Raw genomic sequence first — 17,381 nt, forward strand, 5'->3', positions numbered from 1 at the left:
TGGGGCTACTTTACCTTGCTTTGGCCTGTATCCTTTGGAGAAAACTGGTATAGCAAGGTGTATGCCGGACATTCTCTTAGTATATTGAATTTATTAAATATATTTTAAGCACGTAAATCATGGCCAGCCGCACCGCCTGCGCGTTGATCTTCACAGAAAAGCAGGTAAGCGGCTGTGTAAAAAAGAACAATTGACAGCCGCTGTCAGTCCCGGCATAAGGGGCGGCATCGTGTGCGTTCCTCAGCACACAAGGGAGGAAACATGTCTTATTTTGCAGCCCGGCAGGCCCAGACGACATTGTCCTGTCCTGAATGCGATCACAAGCTGGAGATCGCGCGTACCTGCCACGAGGCCTTCATGCGCTGTCCTTTTTGTGGCAAGCGTTTCCCGCTGGAACAGTTCATCAGTCAGGCAGATGAAGCTATGGAACGCTTCCTCGAAGGCCTGTACTTCGACCGTATCTAGGCGTGAACCGGCATCAGAGAGCAGCTCTCCTGCTTGTGCTGGCGCTGTCCGGCGCCGTGCATGCCGCCATCTTGCTGTGCGCCGGTATGGGGATGCTCCTGGCAGGATAACGGCTGCCCGGCAAGAGTTCCCGCTGCTTTTCCTGGTTACGAAAACAGCCCGCATGGAGCGAACCATGCGGGCTGTTTTTGTGTCGGCAGAGGAGGGAAGGCTTAATAGAGGGTGGGCAGGCCCAGGATGGCACGGGCAGACACGGCCACCTGCATCATGACCTGCGAGATGTCCTTGACGGCCTGCATGTTCTTGGAGGCCACCCGCGGCATCACAAGGATCTGGTCCCCGGGCCGGATATTGTCGCCATCATGGCTCACCGAGCCGTTGGGATGCATGACGAGCACAGTATCCTGGTCCGCGCGGCTGTTATAGCCGCCGGCTCCCTTGATGTAATCGTCCAGATCATTGTTTTTGCTCCAGAGCATGGCCTGGGGCATCATGACTTCACCACTGACGAGGACCACGTCGCTCTTGGCCGGGATGACGATGACATCGCCATCTTCCAGCGTGATGTCGCCGATCTTCTGGCCGTCGCTCAGGACGACGACACCTTCCGGTTCCACGGCTTTGGCCCGCTCCACGAATTTGGCGATCATCTCCGCTTCCTTGGCGCGGATCTGGGACTCTTCCGTGCTGGCCGACGAAGCGGTAAGGGCGGATTCTTCCAGGCGGCGCAGGCTGTCGGCGATGGCTTTCTTCTGGCGTTCGGCCACGCTCTTGCGCTTGATGTACATGCCGTTCAGATCAGCGCGTCCCTGTTCGACAGCGATAAAGTTGCGCACTTCATCCAGGCGTGCCCCGCGGCGCACGGGAAAGCGGCTGGCACCGCGCACGGCTCCCTGCACCGTGACCGTTATGGTATTGCCTGCGGTATCCGCCAGCAGCTCGATGCTGTCACCGTCCGCCAGCTGCAGGCTGGCCAGTTCGCCAAGGGGCAGATAGGTATTGTAGGGCTTGCCGTTGCGGACCCCCTTGATGGCGATATGCGAGGCACTGCTGTCCGGATCCACCAGCTTCAGCAGGCTGGCCCCGGAGGTCTTGCCTTCCGGCAGCTCAAAGCGGGCGCTGGTGCGTACCTTGCCCGTGACAGTGACCGTGGGCCCCTTGTCGGGGACAACGATGATGTCGCCATTCTGGAAACGGATGGGCGGCATGCTGCCTTCACGGATGAAGGGATACAGGTCCACCGTCGTCACGACCTGATTGTTGCGGCGGACCTGGATGTTCCTGTAGCTGCCCCGTCCGGCGTCGATACCGCCCGCCTTGTCCAGATAGCTCAGCAGGGGATCGGCCGCAGAACCGCTGTAGCGGCCGGGCTTGGGCACATTGCCGGTGACGAACAGAGTGATGGGCTGCGCATCCATGGGGGCCAGATAGATCTGGCTGTCGGCATGGCCGGAGGCCGCCAGCTTGCTGCGCAGGGCATCCTGCAATTTGTCCTGGGCCAGACCGGTCACGTTGAGCTGGCCGACTTCAGGGATGTCCAGCTGGCCGGCAGGGCTGACTTCGAGGATGGTATCCACATTGAGGCTCCCGCCCCACAGGCGCAGGACGACCCTGTCACCCGGTGCGATGGCGCCGGCGGCTCCTCCCTGACCGAAATTGCCCTGGAAAAGATTGGCTCCGTAGGGTGCCGGAGCGTCAGCGGCATAGCTGCCCTGCGGCAGGAGCAGCAGGCACAGCAGCAAAAGAAAAACAGACTTTTTCATGGTACGGCCCCGGGCTTAGTCCTTGGCCTCTTCCGTCTGGGAAGCCGGCATGACAGCGGGACGCATGCCCTGGCCCCAGACGCGGGGCGCCAGCCGCCATTGGCCCTGGGCATTGCGGCAGGCAACGATGATCTCGGCTTCATTGAAATTGTTGCGGACAGTGGCGCGCTTGCATTCCTCACCAGCCGCGGAGAAGAAGCTGTCTTCCATGCTCACGCGCACGTCCGTCCCGAAGGCGGGATCGGAAAGGGTGGTGATGTCACCGGGCACGGCATTGGCCATAAAATTTTCCACAGGGCTGGGCTTGTATTCGGGCGTTTCAGGGGAGTCTCCCAGCAGGCCGCAGCCATTGAGGGCCAGACAGGTCGTCAGCATGAGAAGGGTAGAGAGACGTTTCATGAGTTCTCCTGGAAAGGAAAGGCCGGAATCGGACCGTTGCTGGTCAGCCCTGGACAGGCTGAGACGCGGGATCCGGCATCCGGGGTGAAAAGGGCAGGGGAAGCTCCAGATCGATGAAGCGTTCCCGCACGATAGCTTCCGGGATATGGATGGCGAGCTGCTTCAGGTCCTCCGGAGCGAGCGTTACAAGCCAGTTTACGGCCTCCCGGGCCATGACGAGCCAGCGGTCCAGCGGCAGGAAAAAGACCGCCGGGCAGATCTTGTACAGATAAAGGCCCGTATCGAGCAGGACCAGCGGGAACAGGCTGCAGGCCACAGGACGACGTTGCCGTGGCAGAAGACAGCCTTCCGGGCCGCAGGATTTGCACCCCCTGTCGTCCAGGCAGGCCGTATCAGGGGCAAGCAGAAAAAAGTCCTTCTCCAGATGGGCATGCTGCTGCGAAGGCAGCAGCTTCATGGGAAAAGGGGTGGCGCAGTCCTGGGGGCCGCAACAGTAACGACAGTCCCGGCAATAATCATTGCTCAGGATCCCCTGATCGAAATGTACATCCCGTTGCAGGGAAAAACGCTGACGCCATTGCTGCCAGTAATGCCAAGAGCTTTTTTGCATGGAGATCCTCCGGCAGTTTCAGCTGTGCCGGACAAAAATGTCGATTATCCCGATGCGGAACATCTGTCAAATATCGCTATATCATGCTGATAATAAAAAGAAAAAAATTCAGTTTCCGCAAAACGGAAAAGGGAGGCAAAAAATGCTTGCCAGATGGGCGCTGATGGCGTAAATACACTTTTGTTGTGCCGAAGTGGTGGAATTGGTAGACACGCTAGGTTCAGGGTCTAGTTCTGGCAACGGAGTGGGAGTTCGACTCTCCCCTTCGGCACCAAGTGAAAGCAAAGGCTGGTAGTGATACCAGCCTTTTTTTGTTGCAGGCTTTGACCTGCTGCGTGCCGCAGGCGCAAAATAGACAGCCCGCCATCCGGGCGGCGGTGATCCGGGCGCGGAGGCCAGCGCAGACTTTTGCGCGGCTCCTTGCCAGCCTCACCGCTGCGATGAGCGGGGCAGGCGGCATGATGTGCCCTGCCGGTACGTGAAGCAGACGGACGGTGACAGGCTCTGTCATAAAAAAGCTCTCCTCGAATGAGGAGAGCTTTTGCCGTTTCTGGGGCGTCCGGCCTTATTCCGCTGCCCGCAGTCTGCTTGTGATGTCGTCGAACTCCTGCCGCAGCCGGGCATCATACAGCAGGGAGAGGTCTGGCGGCTGGAAGGCGAAGATGCGGGAGAAATCCGCTTCCGACGTGTGCATCATCCCCAGCAGATCGCTGCTGGTCTTGACGGTCCGATAGGTATTGACGGCCACCTTGAAGGATTTTTCCGCCCGCTGCAGCAACTGCTGCAAATGCTTTTTCTGACGTGACAGATACTGGTTGTAGAGGTCCACGGCATCCAGTGTCCTCTGGTTGGCGGCGATGTTCACTTCCAGGATCTTCCGGTCCGTCTCCTCGGCCCCGGAAAGCAGGCTGCGGGCATGTTCCTGCAGCTGGGCAGCCTCCTTCCTTATTTTCCCCAGACGGTCGAGGTAGCGGCTGTCGATCTGCTGCAGGGCCTGTTGCAGGGCGTAGACATAGACCTTGTTGCACATCATGTAGATGCCCGTATAGGTCTGGAGCAGCTCCACAGAGGCGTCCGGGGCCGCCAGCTGGCTTTCTATGCTGCGCTGGATGGCGCTGATGTTCTCGGCCACGGCCATGATGCTGGCGGTATCCTTGCCGTCGGCCGCGCTCAGCATGGTCTCCAGCTGTTCACGGCTGACAGGCAGGCCGCGTGCGGAGATCTCGGCAAAGATGCGCTCCTTGTCCGCCTCCAGACCGTGTTCCAGATCTGCTATCTCCTTGCGCAGTCCGGCGATATCTTCCTGCAGGCTGCTGCGCGTGGCCTTGAGCGGGTTCCAGTGTGAAGAGGGGGCGGAAACGAGCTCCTGCTGCAGGGCCGCTATCTTCTGGCGCTTTGCGGCAATCTCGTCGCGGGCGGCATCCCGGCTGGCGATGAGGTCCAGAGCCTGGGAATCCGCGAGGATGGCGAAGCATTCGGAGACGATGCGCTGGAATTTGGGATCGCGGAACGTCAGGACCTCGGCCCAGCTGCGTTCGGAGGGGCCCTCTCCCGAGGCGATGATATCCACCCCTTCGTGCAACAACGGGACGGCATCGTCCCAGATGTCGACGAAAGACCGGGCGGCAGAGACAGGCTGGACATGGAGCAGGATAGCCAGCAGCAGGAGCAGGGCCGGGCGCATGCGCTCTCCTTTGGAAAAAGTGACGGTAGAGAGGAAAGGGTAGCAGGCAGAGGGGATGGCTTCAAGAGGAAGGGGGCGCGCTTCGGCCGGAGGTGCCGGAGCCCGGGAACTGTCTGTATATGCTGAAGACCGGCCAGGAAGAGCATCCGTGGATGAGATCTGGCTGTTGGTCTGATGGGGGCGGCAGGTACGTCTTGCCTGTCCGCAATATCCCCGGGCAGCAGTACGGAAACGTGGAGCCATGAAAAAGGCCCCCAAGGAGGGGGCCTTTACAGATGACGTTGCGGTCCTGGCCTAGTGAGTGGCCAGCACGGCGCCTTCGTACTTGGTCTTCATGAATTCCTTGATCTTGTCGCTGCACAGGGCCTTGTACAGGGCCTGCAGTTCGGGACGCTTTTCGTCGCCGGTGCGGATGGCCAGGATGTTGGCGTAGGTGGTGGCAGCGGCGGAGTCGGCAGCTTCCACGGCCAGGGCATCGGCCACCTTCAGGCCGCCGAGGATGGCGTAGTTGCCGTTGATGATGGCGATGTCCACGTCAGGCAGGGCGCGCACCAGCTGGGCGGCTTCGATCTCTTCGATGCGGAGCTTCTTGGGGTTGTCCTTGATGTCGCGCACGGTGGCGGTCAGGCCCACACCGTCCTTGAGGGTGATGAGGCCCTGGTCCTGCATGAGCAGGAGGGCGCGGCCTTCGTTGGTGGCGTCATTGGGCACGGCCACGATGGCACCCTTCTTGAGGTCCTTCAGGCTCTTGCACTTGCCGGCGTAGATGCCGAAGGGCTCATAGTGCACGCCGCCCATGGAGGACAGCTTGGTGCCTTTCTGGGCATTGAAGTCGTCCAGATAGGGCTTGTGCTGGAAGTAGTTGGCATCCAGATCCTTGCTGTCCAGAGCCACGTTGGGCTGCACATAGTCGGAATATTCGATGATCTCCAGATTGATGCCTTCAGCCTTGAGCATGTCTTTGGCGGCATTCAGGATCTCGGCGTGCGGCGTGGGAGAGGCGCCCACCTTCACGGTGGTGGCGGCCTGGGCATGGCAAACCAGAGTACCGGCGGCCAGCATGGCGGCCAGCGTCAGCAGAAGTTTTTTCATGGGAAAAACCTCGGGGAAAGGGTGATAGAAAAAGCGGATCAAGACCCGCGTTTGTCGCTGCGTCGGGTGGCCCAGTTGCCGAAGCTCTGGAAGATCTGCACGATGATGATGAGCAGGATCACCGTGGCGATCATGATGTCGGTCTGGTAGCGGTTGTACCCGTACATGATGGCCAGCTTGCCCAGACCGCCGCCGCCGACGGCGCCGGACATGGCGGAGTAGCCCAGAATGGTGATGGCCGCCACGGCACTGCCGTTGATGAGCGAGGGCATGGCCTCGGGCAGCAGTACCTTGGTGATGATCTGCCAGGTGGAGGCCCCCATGCTCTGGGCGGCTTCCACCACACCGTTATCCACTTCCAGCAGGGAGGACTCGATGAGACGGGCCACGAAGGGCGCCGCGGCGATGACCAGAGGCACTACCGTGGCGTTGTTGCCGATGGTGGTCCCCACGATGTAGCGGGTGAAGGGGATGACGGCGATCATCAGGATCAGGAAGGGGAAGGAACGGGTCAGGTTCACCACCACATCCAGCACGCTGTAGACCACGGGATTGGGACGGATGCCGTCTTTGCGGCAGATGACCAGGACGACGGCCATCACGATGCCGAAGACATAGGAAAAAAACGTGGAGACGATGGTCATGTACAGGGTATCCACCACCCCTTCCATGAGCATTTCCACAGTGGCCTGATCAAACATGCTTCATCTCCTCCAGCAGGATGTTCCTGGATTTGGCGAATTCCAGGATGCTCCGGCGCGATTCCGGGCATTCGGGCAGCTGCAACACCATCTGGCCAAAGGCGATACCGCCGATGTCGCGGGTATCGGCATACATGATGTTCACGGGGCAGTGGCATTCCAGCACCATATTGGCGATGACGGGCTCGAAGGAGGAACGGCCGTTGAAGATCAGGCGGTAGAGGTTCTCCTGGGGCAGGTTCTGCAGGGCCTCGGGCATGACCAGACGGCGTGCGGCCTCGGTGCGCGGATGGAAGAAGACCTCTTCGACTTCGCCGTGCTCCACGATCTTGCCGCGGTGGATGATGGCCACATGGCTGCAGATCTTTTCGATGACGCTCATCTCGTGGGTGATGATGACCGCCGTGATGCCGAGATCCCTGTTGATGTCCTTGATGAGGGACAGGATGGAGTCCGTGGTGGCCGGGTCAAGGGCGGACGTGGCTTCGTCGCAGAGCAGCACCTGCGGATTGGTGGCCAGGGCACGGGCGATGGCTACGCGCTGCTTCTGGCCGCCGGAGAGCTGCGAAGGATAGGAATCCATGCGGTTGGCAAGGCCCACCAGATCCAGCAGTTCTTCAGCACGCTTGCGGGCCTGGACCTTGTCCATGCCGATAAGCTCCAGAGGAAAGCAGACGTTCTGGCGCGCCGTGCGCTGCATGAGCAGGTTGAACTGCTGGAAGATCATGCCCATGGAACGCCGGGCAGCGCGCAGCTCGCTCTCCGACAGACGGCACATGTCCTTGCCTTCAAAAAAGATGGAACCGCCCGTGGGACGTTCCAGCATGTTGATGCAGCGGACGAGCGTGCTCTTGCCGGCACCGCTCTTGCCGATGACACCGAAGATGTCTCCTTTGTTGATGGCAAGATTGATGCCCTGAAGGGCAAAAACATCCGTATTTTTGCTGCGGTAACGTTTTTCCAGATTGACGATATCGATGATCGGCGCTTCGGCCATAGTGCCTCCCCTTTGATTCCCCTGTCGGGGGTATTCGAGGTTAGCATATCTTCCCCCGCTCGCAAAGAAAAAAGATGCCGAAAAATGTGCTGCGCAAGGCTTCGGGCCATAGTCGGGGAAGGGCGGGGCGCAGAAAAAAAGCCGTATCCTGTCAGGACCGGCACGGTGACGACATGGGAGGAAGGAGCGGGACGTGCAGGGAGGAAGCAGGGGAAAGGACATTCCTTCCCCGCTTCCTCCAAAGTGCTAACGCTGGCGGATGTAGGCTTCCAGCCGACGCATGGCTTCGGCCAGGTTGTCGATGGAATTGGCGTAGGAAAGGCGCAGGAACCCTTCGGTCTGGCTGCCGAAGTCGATACCGGGGGTGATGCCGATATGGGCTTTTTCCAGCAGGTCGAAGGCCAGTTCCATGGAGCTGCTGCCCAGATGGCGGGCATTGATCAGCATGTAGAACGCTCCCATGGGTTCCACGGGGATGTTGAAGCCCAGGCGCTTCAGCTCGCCCAGCAGGAAGCGGCGGCGTTCGTCGTAGGTGGCATGCATGCGGGCCACGTCTTCATCGGCACAGGTCAGGGCCGCGATACCGGCTTTTTGCACCGCAGAATTGGTGGACAGGAAGAAGTTCTGCATCAGGGCCTGCATGGGGCGCACGAGATCACGGGGCACGATGAGGTAGCCCAGGCGCCAGCCGGTCATGGCATAGGCCTTGGAAAAGCCGCCGATGACCACGGCATTGTCCGTGTACTCCAGGATGGAGTGCTCTTCCGCATCCCCGTAGGTCAGACCGTGATAGATCTCGTCGGAAACGATCATGGGGCCCAGTTCGGCCAGGGCGCGCATGCGCTCCGGCTCCAGCACGATGCCCGTGGGGTTGCAGGGGGAGTTGATGAGCACGGCCCGGGTGCGCGGCGTGATCTGTTTGGCCACGTCTTCGGGACGGAACTGGAAGCCCTCTTCCTCATGGGTCAGCGTCCAGACGGGCACCCCGCCCGCATAGCGCACGAAGTTGGGGTAGCAGGCATAGCCGGGATTGGAGAGGATGACTTCGTCGCCCGGATCGAGCAGGGCGGAGAAAAGGACCATCATGGCCGGGGAAGAACCGGGGAAGATCAGCACCTGGTCGGGATGCAGGCCGACACCATAGCGCCGCTTGTAATAGGCGCACAAATGTTCGCGCAGCTCCACATCGCCCAGGGAGTGGGTGTAGTGGGTCTGCCCTTCGTCCAAGGCCTTGAAGGCAGCCTGACGGATGCACTCGGGCGTATCGAAATCGGGTTCGCCCAGTTCCAGGTGGATGATGGAAGCACCCTCCCGTTCGAGCTCCTGGGCGCGTTCCAGCACTTCCATGGCCAGAAACGGCGTGATGCCGCGTACTCTCTCGGCTATCATCGTATATCCTTTGTTCTTCCTGCCGTCGGGCAGGCTGGTTCCGCGCCTTGCGCGGCCGATACTCGTGCCGCGGTGGCGCCGCAGGGCAGACGGCGTGCCCTTTCGTATGTCATCCGGGCCTCATATCAGGAGGGGCGTCAAAAAGAAAGAGGCCCTTCCGCCTATTCCGTCCAAAGGGGATCGGTCTCGGGATAGATCATGCGCTTGGTCATGCCGCCGTCCACCGGCAGATTGACGCCGTTGACGAAGCCGTTCTCCTCCCCGGCCAGGAACAGGCAGGCATTGCAGACGTCTTCCGGTTTTCCCACACGTCCCGACGGATGCTGGCTGTGGTCGCAGGGGCTCAGGCTGTCGTAGTCGTCCACCTGTATCCATCCCGGGCTGACCGCATTGACGGTGATGCCCGTGCCGTGCAGCGACACGCACAGGCTGGCGGTCAGGGAGACAAGCCCGCCCTTGGAGGCGCCGTAGGCTTCCCAGCCGCATTCGTTCTGCTGGTAACGGGTGGAGGCGATGTTGATGATGCGTCCATAGCCCGTTCCCCGGCAAAGACGGACGAATTCCCGGCAGCAGAGGAACGCGCCGCGCAGGTTGGTCTCCAGGACGTCATCGAATTCTTTGGCTTCCAGCAGGGGGAGGGGCTTTCGGAAATGGCTGACGGCCCCGTTGTTGATGAGGACGCGAGGAGTGCCGAGCGTCTGGGCGATGGTATGAAAAACAGAGGTGATGGCGGCTTCATCGCGCAGGTCACAGGGAAAACAGTGGATGTCCGGGTGGGTGCTGCTCATGGGCTGGATGTCCAGAGCTGCGACCACATACCCCTCGCGGGCAAATCCTGCGCACAGGTGACGTCCTATACCGGCGGCTCCGCCGGTGATGATGGCAACGGGCATAGTCCCTCCAAAAAAATTTTGCAGCCAAGATGCGCTTGTTTTCAATAGCCGAGGCACCGGCGGCCCGCAAGCCGGGGGCAGGGGAGAAAAACAAAAAAGCCCCCGATCCGCCGAGGACCGGGGGCCGGGCGGCAAATGAAGATGCCTAGCCGGTGATCTCCAGGGCATTGAAGAAGTAGGCCATTTCGTAAGCGGCAGTTTCCGGCGCGTCAGAGCCGTGCACGGAGTTGGCTTCGATGCTTTCGGCGTACTTTTTGCGGATGGTGCCTTCTGCGGCATTGGCAGGATTGGTGGCGCCCATCAGTTCCCGATAGCGGGAGATGGCCTTGTCGCCTTCAAGGATGGCGCACACCACAGGGCCGGAGCTCATGTATTCCGTCAGGCTGGCAAAGAAAGGCCGTTCCTTGTGCACGGCATAAAAGCCTTCGGCCTGCTGGCGGGTCATGTGGATCTGCTTCATGGCCACCACGCGCAGACCGGCGCCCTGGATCATGGCAAGGATCTCACCCTGCAGGTTACGGGCAACGGCATCGGGTTTGATGATGCAAAAAGTACGTTCCATGGAATCTCCTGTGGATAAATGAAAAAAGCGGCAATCCTTATTGCATAAAATATTTTATAAGACAAGAGGTTTCTGGTGTGCCCAGACAGGTCGAGTCCATGCAGGCATAAAAAAAGCCATCCCTTGCGGGATGGCTTTGCGAGCCTTACTGGGCGTTCAGGCGTCCGGTGATGTTGTCCTTGATCCACTTGGGATCCAGCCACTCCAGCGGGGTGACTTCCACGCCACCGACCAGTATGCCGAAGTGCAGGTGATCGCCGAAGGCCAGACCGGTGCTCCCCGTCTTGGCGATGATGGCGCCTTTCTGGACCACATCGCCCACCTTGACGTGGATCTCGCTCAGATGGGAGTAGAGGGACATGAGTCCCAGGCCGTGGTCGATGACGACGAGGTTGCCGTAAATGCCGAGCTCACCGGTGAAGACCACGCGGCCGTTATTGGCTGCGGGGACTTCGGCATTGCGGACCGAGGCCAGGTCAAAACCCAGATGGTAGGATTCGCCCACCTGCTTGCCCTGGTAGGTGAAGTAGCGGTGATCACCAAAACCGGCACGGGCCGCGGAGCGGGGCAGGCGCTGGAACATCCCGTCCCAGAGCATGGCCGCTGCGGTGTCCTTGCGCAGGGCACGCAGGGTCTCGACGTTGGCCGCGCGGACCTGGTTGTTGATATAAAGGTATCCTTCCAGCTGATTGGCGGCGTTGGGGGCCAGATAGCCCAGCTTGCTGTTGACGCTGGCCAGGAAGTTGTCCGAGATGCTGATGGTATCGCTTTTGAAGTTGCGTTCGTAGGCCAGCAGGCCCAGACGGCTGCGGGTCACGTTGCCGGCCATGTCCGTGGCGGTCAGCTCCACGGCGTTTTTATATTCCACGGCGGTCATGGTGTAGGGGAAGGGGAAGAAGCAGATGTAGCTGCCGTCCTTCTGCAGGAAGCCGGGGACGAAATACCCCGCCACCAGCACACCGCTCTGGGTGACTTCTTCGTCGATGGTATAGCGGATGGCGGCGGCACCGCCGCGGCGCACGCTGGGCGGCAGGGTCTTCACGGAGATGCGCGGCGGCTGGGTATCCAGACGCATGGCCAGCACCTCCGTGCGGGTATTGCCCTGACCAAAGCCGGCCAGGGAGGCGTCCGTCGCCTTGATCTCCAGCTCGAAGGCCCCTTCACGCAGGCCGGCATTCTTCAGCGAGACCTCGACAGTACGCTGGGGCAGGTATTCTTCGAAATGCCGCTGGAAAATGGGGGTGACCACATTGTTGCGGCGCACTCCCACGGAGATGGAGCGGATGTTCGAAGGGTCCGCCAGCGTTATCTGCAGGGGCGTGTGGGGAGAGACCCGTCCGGTATCGGGCACGATGGCGATGGACGGACCGTTCATATCCTTGAAAAAGATGTACCCACAGGCAATCAGCGCGATCAGGATGAGCAGGCTCAGGATAGTGGAAAAGAAATTTTTTTTGCGCATGGAGACTCCTTTCTCATACAAGCGGGAGTGTTGCACGTTTCAGGGGAGTTTTCAAGGAATAGCCCCCGCTTTGACGGCATTTGACTTGGGGGGGAAAATTTGTTCTTTCTTCGCCATACGCAAAGGACAAAACGAGCATGATGGCAAGAGGTACCGCGATAGATCCCAGACGCCTGCGTCTGCGCATGGTTCGGGAGCTGGCCGCCAGGGGCATAACGGACGGACGCGTCCTTGATGCCATGTCGCGGGTCCCCCGGCATCTTTTCGTGCCCGAGGGGCTGCGTTCGCGGGCCTATGAGGATTGTCCGCTGCCCATCGGCTACGGACAGACCATCTCCCAGCCGTCCACGGTGGCCCTCATGTCCCAGATGCTGGAGACCTCGCCCGGCATGCGCGTGCTGGAGGTCGGCACCGGTTCCGGTTACCAGGCGGCGGTGCTGGCCGCCATGGGCTGCACGGTCTATACCGTGGAGCGCCTCAAAGAGCTGTACCAATCGGCCCGGGCCCTCTTGCAGCAGCTCGATCTTCGCGCTATTCACATGCAACGAAGCGATGGAACGCTGGGCATGCCTGCCGCCGCCCCGTTCGACCGCATCATCGTCACTGCCGGAGGTCCCCAGATCCCCCGCCCCCTGCTGGAGCAGCTTGCCGTGGACGGCATCATGCTGATCCCGGTGGGGGCACGGCCCCGCACGCAACGCCTGATGCGCATCATGCGCCGTCAGGGACGGCTTTGCAGCGAGGACCTGGGCCCTGCCGTCTTCGTGGATCTGGTGGGCGACCATGGTTGGTAAGCCCGCCTGTTGTCATACCCTGTAAAGGAGATATCATGTCTTCCTGTTCTTCCTGTTCCTCTGCGTCGGGCTGCTCTTCCAAGGGCAACCCCGGCGGTGCCGGTTGCATGGAATCGGCCATGGCCCGGCAAGACCAGATCATTGCCGACCGCCTGGCCCACATCCGGCACAAGATCTTTGTCATGAGCGGCAAGGGTGGCGTGGGTAAAAGCTCCGTCACCGTCAATACCGCCGCGGCCCTGGCCCATCGCGGCTTCAAGGTCGGCATCCTGGACGTGGACATGCACGGCCCCAGCGTGCCCAACCTGCTGGGTCTGAAGGCTACCATCGAAATGAATGAGAAAAACGAACTCATCCCTGCCATGTACAATGAAAACCTGGCAGTCATTTCCATGGATTCCTTCCTGCAGGATCGTGACCAGGCCATCCTGTGGCGCGGCCCCAAAAAGACGGCTGCCATCCGCCAGTTCCTCTCCGATGTGGCTTGGGGCCCGCTGGATTTCCTGCTCATCGACTCCCCTCCAGGAACCGGTGACGAACACATGACCATCCTCAAGACCATCACCGACGCCCAGAGCGTCACGGTGACCACCCCGCAGGAGATCTCCCTGGCCGACGTGCGCAAGGCCGTCAACTTCCTGCAGGTCGCCGAAGGCAAGGTCCTGGGCGTGGTGGAAAACATGAGCGGCCTTGTCTGCCCTCACTGCCACCAGGAGATCGACCTGTTCAAGAAGGGCGGCGGTGAAGAGCTTGCCAAGCATTACGGCATCCCCTTCCTGGGTGCCATCCCGCTGGATCCGGCCACCGTGGTGGCCGCCGACCGGGGCGTGCCCGTGGTCTATCTTGAACAGGATTGCCCTGCCAAGCAGGCTTTCCTGCATCTGGCTGACGCCATCGCCCAGGCTGCCGACAGCGGCGCCGCGAAGCTGGTCAGCAAGAGCTAGGCGCTCTTTGGGGGGTGGCTCGTCCACCCCCTCAAGATACCTGCGCGTTTTTCCCTTTTCTCGGGGACGCGTTTGTGATACCCGTTTCCATGTAGTTCTGTTTCCCGGTCGGTGAGAATATGTTCAATCTTGCGAATAAACTGACGCTGTTGCGCATGCTGCTGGTTCCGCTCGTCATCGTGCTGCTGTATTTCCAGGGCCCGGTGACCTGTGTGCTGGCCGCGCTGGCATTCATTGCCGCTTCCATCACGGACTGGGCCGACGGTTACGTGGCCCGGCGCAACAACATGGTCACCAGCATGGGCAAGTTCCTTGATCCCCTGGCGGACAAGGTCCTCATCTGTTCCGTGCTCATCATGTTCTGCACCCTCGGCTGGGCTGAAGCGTGGGTCGTCATCCTGATCGTCTGCCGTGAGCTGGTGGTCACGGGGCTGCGCGCCATCGCCATTGATGAGGGGATCGTCCTCGCCGCCGACAGGTACGGGAAGCTCAAGACCGTCCTGCAGATCGCGGCCATCATCCCCATGCTGCTGCACTATCCTTACTGGGGCGTGCGTCTGTGGCCCATCGGGGAAATCATCCTCTATCTGGCGCTCATCATGTCCGTAGTGTCCTGTGTGAACTACTGTTACGGTTTCTACCGCAAGATCGCCGCAAAAAACGCTGCCGAATAAGATGAGTACCCTGCAGTTACGGCTGAAAAACTGCATCCAGACCATCCTCGAGCTGGAGCCACAGATCGGAGCTGACCTCTCCGATCGCTATTTTGTTGAAGAATTCATGGCATTACGGCGCTTTTTGGATAGCGTCGAGCAGATGCGCCTTGGAGAGGATGACGTAGAGCGTCTGGAATCCGCCACAGCGACTTTTCTGGAAGAGCTGGGGCTCTCCCGGCGTACCTGGCAGAAACAACGACGGGTCTTGCAATAAGATGGTAGCTTGGCGGGTCATAGTTCTGGTAGCTGTATGGGGGATCAACCTCATCATTTTCTGTCACATGATCTGGGGATCTGAAGGGCTCATCGCCTATCGTGAACTCAAACAGAAACATGCGGCCATCGAGGCCGAGATCGCCAGCATCGATGCGGAGAACCGCTCATTGAGCCGGGACATCCGTCTGCTCCAGACGGATGAACGCTATGTCGAAAAAATGATACGCCAGCGGCTGCACTACGTCCACGAGAACGAAGTGCTGTACCTTTTTGGTGATTCCTCCGAAAACCGGGAGAGCGGGGCTGCCACGCATGATGGACAAAATTGAATGGTACAGGGAAGTGCTGGAGCTGGAACCCAGCTCCAAGCTGTTTTTCCCTCTGGCTCGCCTGCTGGTGGAGGACGGACAGCCTGAAGCGGCGCTTGAGACCCTGCGCCGGGGGCTGGAGCGTCATCCCGAATTTCTTGAAGCACGGCTTTTTTATATCGAGCAGCTCTATCATCACGGGCAGCCCGAAGCCTGCGTGGCGGAGGTGACGGAACTGGGGCAGCTTTTTGCCTCCTATCCCGGCTTCTGGCAGGCCTGGGCGGCCAGCATGCTCGGCAGCGGCTGCGGGGATGTGGCGACGGCCCTGCGCTTTCTGGCTGCCAGCTTCGCGAGCCGCCCGCTGAATCTCAACGAAGTTTTTGAACGGGGCCTGCGTTCCTTCATGCAGGAGGCCCAGAGCAGCGACCTGCCGCGCGGCAAGGCCCTGGCCGACCTGGCCGTCATGGGGCCCGAGGACTTGGACGCGCAGGCGCATGATGCTTTTTCCTCTCCGGCGGCCAAGCCTGCCGGTGCCGGGGTGGCTAAGGGAGACGACGACGCTGCTTCCTTTGCTGCGGCACAGGGCAGACGGGAGCATCCGCTGCCGCAACCGACCCCGGACAGGCCCCTTTCCCTGCGTACCCGGTCCATGGCAGAAGTCCTGGCCGAGCAGGGGGATCTTCAGGGCGCTTTGGATATTTATACCGAGCTGGCTGCTGCCGCCGCCGGCTCTTCCGAACAGGAAGTCCTGCAGCAGCGTATCGCCATGCTGCGCACTCAGCTTGAGGGCGCTGCTGTGGAAGATCTCGTTCCGCCTTCGCCGGACATGGCCGCAGGCAAGGACAAACTCATCAGTATGCTGGAAGCCCTGGCCGAACGCGTGGAAGCCAGGGCCCAGAGTTAAGAAGCAGGAGTGCGTGGTGTCCCATTTGTTTAGGCGTTGTTGTGTACTGCTTGCCTCCGCCGCCATGGTGGCGGGCTGCAGTTCCTACCAGCCCACCAAGAATGTCTGGAAGGGTACAAAGGATGTCTGGTATACCTATGTCAGCCCTCCTGCATCTGTGGATTATGGTGAAAAAGGAGATCTTTCCCCGCGTGCGCTGGCGCTCACCAATTGCATGATGGGGCTGGATGTGGAGCTGGGCCGCTTTGAGCGGACCATGATCAATGCGGACAAACCGCCGACGCGGCAGTGGATGGACAGCCTTTTTGCCGCCCATCCCTGGCTGGACGGCTTTGCCGGCGTCAAATATGACGGGACCCTGCTGGGGCAGGAGCCTGCCAATCCTCTGAAACAGCTGGATTTCATCCCGCTGCTGTATGAAGACAAGAAGCAGGGCAGCCGTGCCCTGCGTGCCGGTGTGCAGCAGACCCCCATGGGGCCGGAAGTCATGCTGGCTGCCCCCCTGTACGATGGCGTGGATTTCCTCGGCATCGTCGTGGCCTATTTCGACATGCGCAACCTGGTGCAGTATTCCGGCAATCCCCAGGACATGGTCATCCTCAGCCCTCAGGCGCTGCTCTGGCCCGGCAAGTATGACTATGCGGCGACCCCGCTCGCTTCGGTGAACTGGGAAGAAGCCGTCACCAAGAGCTCTTCCGGCACCTGCACCAACGCGACGGGGAGCTTCTATTACATGGTGCGTTATCTGGGCAACCTGCCGCTGGTCTTTGCCGTGGCGGAATCCGGCACCTTCCCGCAGGGGAACGGCAGCGTGGATCAGGGCCTGCCCTTCTTCCCCAAGGAAAAGGAAAAGCTTCCTCCGCCGCCTATGCCCGAACGCAAGAAGGATAGCAGCAAGACGACGCCCGCCTTCGGTGCTTCCGAAGATGCCGTTGACGGCTACGGTGATGCCGGCGGCATGCCGCCGCAGGATGTGGCTCCGGGCGCCAGCATCGTCCAGCCGCCGCAGGAAAGCGCTCCGGCTCCTTCCCGCGTGCGTGAACGGCCGCTGGCCGGCGAGAACGTGAAGCCGCGTCCGCGCAGACGGCTCGTCATCCCCGATGAGGCGCTCACGGTGCCCGAACTGCCTGAAGAGACCGCGCCCGCGCCGCAGGTGCGCATGCCCAGTCCCTTTGGTCCTCGTGGCGCTGCCAAGCCGGCAGCCGAGCAGGGCGGAGCGGATACCGCTGCCCCGGCAGCTCCGGCTGAGTCCGCTGCCGATACGGCTCCCGCAGCAGAAACGGCTGCCCCCGAGGCTCCGGCTGCCGCCAAGCCCGCAGCTTCCGAAACGTCTGCTGCGGCCCCGGCAGAGACGGCAGCGCCTGCGGCAGAACCCGCTGCCGAGCCTGCGGAAGCGCCGGCAGCCGAAGAGCCTTCAGAGCCCAGACGTCCGGCCCTGCTGCCGGGCGGGCGCCCCAGTCCCTTCGGCCCCAGGTAGTCTTT

Annotated in this window: 19 protein-coding genes and 1 tRNA gene; 9 read left to right on the plus strand and 11 right to left on the minus strand. The window is 60.9% G+C overall.

Annotation, left to right across the window (positions count from 1 at the left end):
* The first annotated feature begins 261 nt into the window (after positions 1-261).
* Positions 262-465 carry a dual CXXC motif small (seleno)protein gene (locus HF854_RS07695; RefSeq protein ID WP_168935769.1) on the plus strand — a complete coding sequence of 68 codons (204 nt, stop codon included), beginning with the start codon at positions 262-264 and terminating at the stop codon, positions 463-465.
* 212 nt (positions 466-677) lie between these two features.
* Here HF854_RS07695 and HF854_RS07700 read toward each other — a convergent pair whose 3' ends face one another.
* From HF854_RS07700 to HF854_RS07710, 3 genes are read right to left on the minus strand one after another with little or no spacing between them, the layout of a single operon-like run.
* Positions 678-2,228 carry a polysaccharide biosynthesis/export family protein gene (locus tag HF854_RS07700; RefSeq protein ID WP_168935770.1) on the minus strand — a complete coding sequence of 517 codons (1,551 nt, stop codon included), beginning with the start codon at positions 2,226-2,228 and terminating at the stop codon, positions 678-680.
* A 15-nt stretch (positions 2,229-2,243) separates the two neighbouring features.
* Positions 2,244-2,627: an RT0821/Lpp0805 family surface protein gene (locus HF854_RS07705; RefSeq protein ID WP_168935771.1), complete on the minus strand. Its 384-nt coding sequence runs from the start codon at positions 2,625-2,627 to the stop codon at positions 2,244-2,246.
* A 43-nt stretch (positions 2,628-2,670) separates the two neighbouring features.
* Entirely contained in the window at positions 2,671-3,237 is a 567-nt protein-coding gene (locus HF854_RS07710; RefSeq protein ID WP_168935772.1) for a hypothetical protein, read from the minus strand.
* Positions 3,238-3,424: 187 nt separating this feature from the next.
* Between HF854_RS07710 and HF854_RS07715 the strand changes: the two genes are divergently transcribed.
* Positions 3,425-3,511: transfer RNA gene (locus tag HF854_RS07715), tRNA-Leu, on the plus strand.
* A gap of 291 nt (positions 3,512-3,802) precedes the next feature.
* On the opposite strand, the gene HF854_RS07720 is transcribed toward HF854_RS07715, so the two are convergent.
* The 8 genes from HF854_RS07720 to HF854_RS07755 form a co-directional block, all read right to left on the minus strand.
* Positions 3,803-4,921, minus strand: coding sequence for a coiled-coil domain-containing protein (locus tag HF854_RS07720; RefSeq protein ID WP_168935773.1), 1,119 nt, complete (start codon positions 4,919-4,921; stop codon positions 3,803-3,805).
* Positions 4,922-5,215: 294 nt separating this feature from the next.
* Entirely contained in the window at positions 5,216-6,013 is a 798-nt protein-coding gene (locus HF854_RS07725) for a MetQ/NlpA family ABC transporter substrate-binding protein (RefSeq protein ID WP_168935774.1), read from the minus strand.
* A 38-nt stretch (positions 6,014-6,051) separates the two neighbouring features.
* Positions 6,052-6,714 (minus strand): methionine ABC transporter permease, encoded by a 663-nt coding sequence (locus HF854_RS07730; protein WP_168935775.1) that lies wholly within the window; start codon positions 6,712-6,714, stop codon positions 6,052-6,054.
* Positions 6,707-7,711, minus strand: coding sequence for a methionine ABC transporter ATP-binding protein (locus tag HF854_RS07735; RefSeq protein ID WP_168935776.1), 1,005 nt, complete (start codon positions 7,709-7,711; stop codon positions 6,707-6,709). Before HF854_RS07735 ends, HF854_RS07730 begins: the two co-directional genes overlap by 8 nt.
* 246 nt (positions 7,712-7,957) lie before the next feature.
* Entirely contained in the window at positions 7,958-9,100 is a 1,143-nt protein-coding gene (locus HF854_RS07740) for a pyridoxal phosphate-dependent aminotransferase (RefSeq protein WP_168935777.1), read from the minus strand.
* Between the two features lie 161 nt (positions 9,101-9,261).
* Positions 9,262-9,993: an SDR family NAD(P)-dependent oxidoreductase gene (locus tag HF854_RS07745; RefSeq protein ID WP_168935778.1), complete on the minus strand. Its 732-nt coding sequence runs from the start codon at positions 9,991-9,993 to the stop codon at positions 9,262-9,264.
* Positions 9,994-10,138: 145 nt separating this feature from the next.
* On the minus strand, positions 10,139-10,555 hold the full coding sequence (gene ndk, locus HF854_RS07750; RefSeq protein WP_168935779.1) for a nucleoside-diphosphate kinase: 417 nt from the start codon (positions 10,553-10,555) through the stop codon (positions 10,139-10,141).
* 145 nt (positions 10,556-10,700) lie between these two features.
* The gene (locus HF854_RS07755) at positions 10,701-12,017 is read right to left on the minus strand and encodes a M23 family metallopeptidase (RefSeq protein ID WP_168935780.1); all 1,317 of its coding nucleotides are present in this window, start codon (positions 12,015-12,017) and stop codon (positions 10,701-10,703) included.
* Positions 12,018-12,154: 137 nt separating this feature from the next.
* On the opposite strand from HF854_RS07755, the gene HF854_RS07760 reads away from it, so the two are divergent.
* The 7 genes from HF854_RS07760 to HF854_RS07790 all read left to right on the plus strand — a co-directional run bounded on the left by HF854_RS07760 (position 12,155) and on the right by HF854_RS07790 (position 17,376).
* Positions 12,155-12,811: a protein-L-isoaspartate(D-aspartate) O-methyltransferase gene (locus tag HF854_RS07760; protein WP_239465002.1), complete on the plus strand. Its 657-nt coding sequence runs from the start codon at positions 12,155-12,157 to the stop codon at positions 12,809-12,811.
* Between the two features lie 35 nt (positions 12,812-12,846).
* A complete protein-coding gene (locus HF854_RS07765; RefSeq protein WP_040369252.1) occupies positions 12,847-13,755 on the plus strand; it encodes an Mrp/NBP35 family ATP-binding protein in 909 nt (302 codons plus the stop codon).
* Positions 13,756-13,874: 119 nt separating this feature from the next.
* Positions 13,875-14,429 carry a CDP-diacylglycerol--glycerol-3-phosphate 3-phosphatidyltransferase gene (pgsA, locus tag HF854_RS07770; protein WP_168935781.1) on the plus strand — a complete coding sequence of 185 codons (555 nt, stop codon included), beginning with the start codon at positions 13,875-13,877 and terminating at the stop codon, positions 14,427-14,429.
* Between the two features lies 1 nt (position 14,430).
* Positions 14,431-14,685 (plus strand): hypothetical protein, encoded by a 255-nt coding sequence (locus tag HF854_RS07775; protein ID WP_006005367.1) that lies wholly within the window; start codon positions 14,431-14,433, stop codon positions 14,683-14,685.
* A 1-nt stretch (position 14,686) separates the two neighbouring features.
* Positions 14,687-15,016: an FtsB family cell division protein gene (locus tag HF854_RS07780; protein WP_006005369.1), complete on the plus strand. Its 330-nt coding sequence runs from the start codon at positions 14,687-14,689 to the stop codon at positions 15,014-15,016.
* Positions 15,000-15,899 (plus strand): tetratricopeptide repeat protein, encoded by a 900-nt coding sequence (locus HF854_RS07785; RefSeq protein WP_168935782.1) that lies wholly within the window; start codon positions 15,000-15,002, stop codon positions 15,897-15,899. The genes HF854_RS07780 and HF854_RS07785 overlap by 17 nt, the downstream gene beginning before the upstream one ends.
* A 16-nt stretch (positions 15,900-15,915) precedes the next feature.
* Positions 15,916-17,376: a hypothetical protein gene (locus tag HF854_RS07790; RefSeq protein ID WP_303934357.1), complete on the plus strand. Its 1,461-nt coding sequence runs from the start codon at positions 15,916-15,918 to the stop codon at positions 17,374-17,376.
* The last annotated feature ends 5 nt before the right edge of the window (positions 17,377-17,381 follow it).

Source organism: Desulfovibrio piger (assembly GCF_012843875.1).
Classification (GTDB): domain Bacteria; phylum Desulfobacterota; class Desulfovibrionia; order Desulfovibrionales; family Desulfovibrionaceae; genus Desulfovibrio.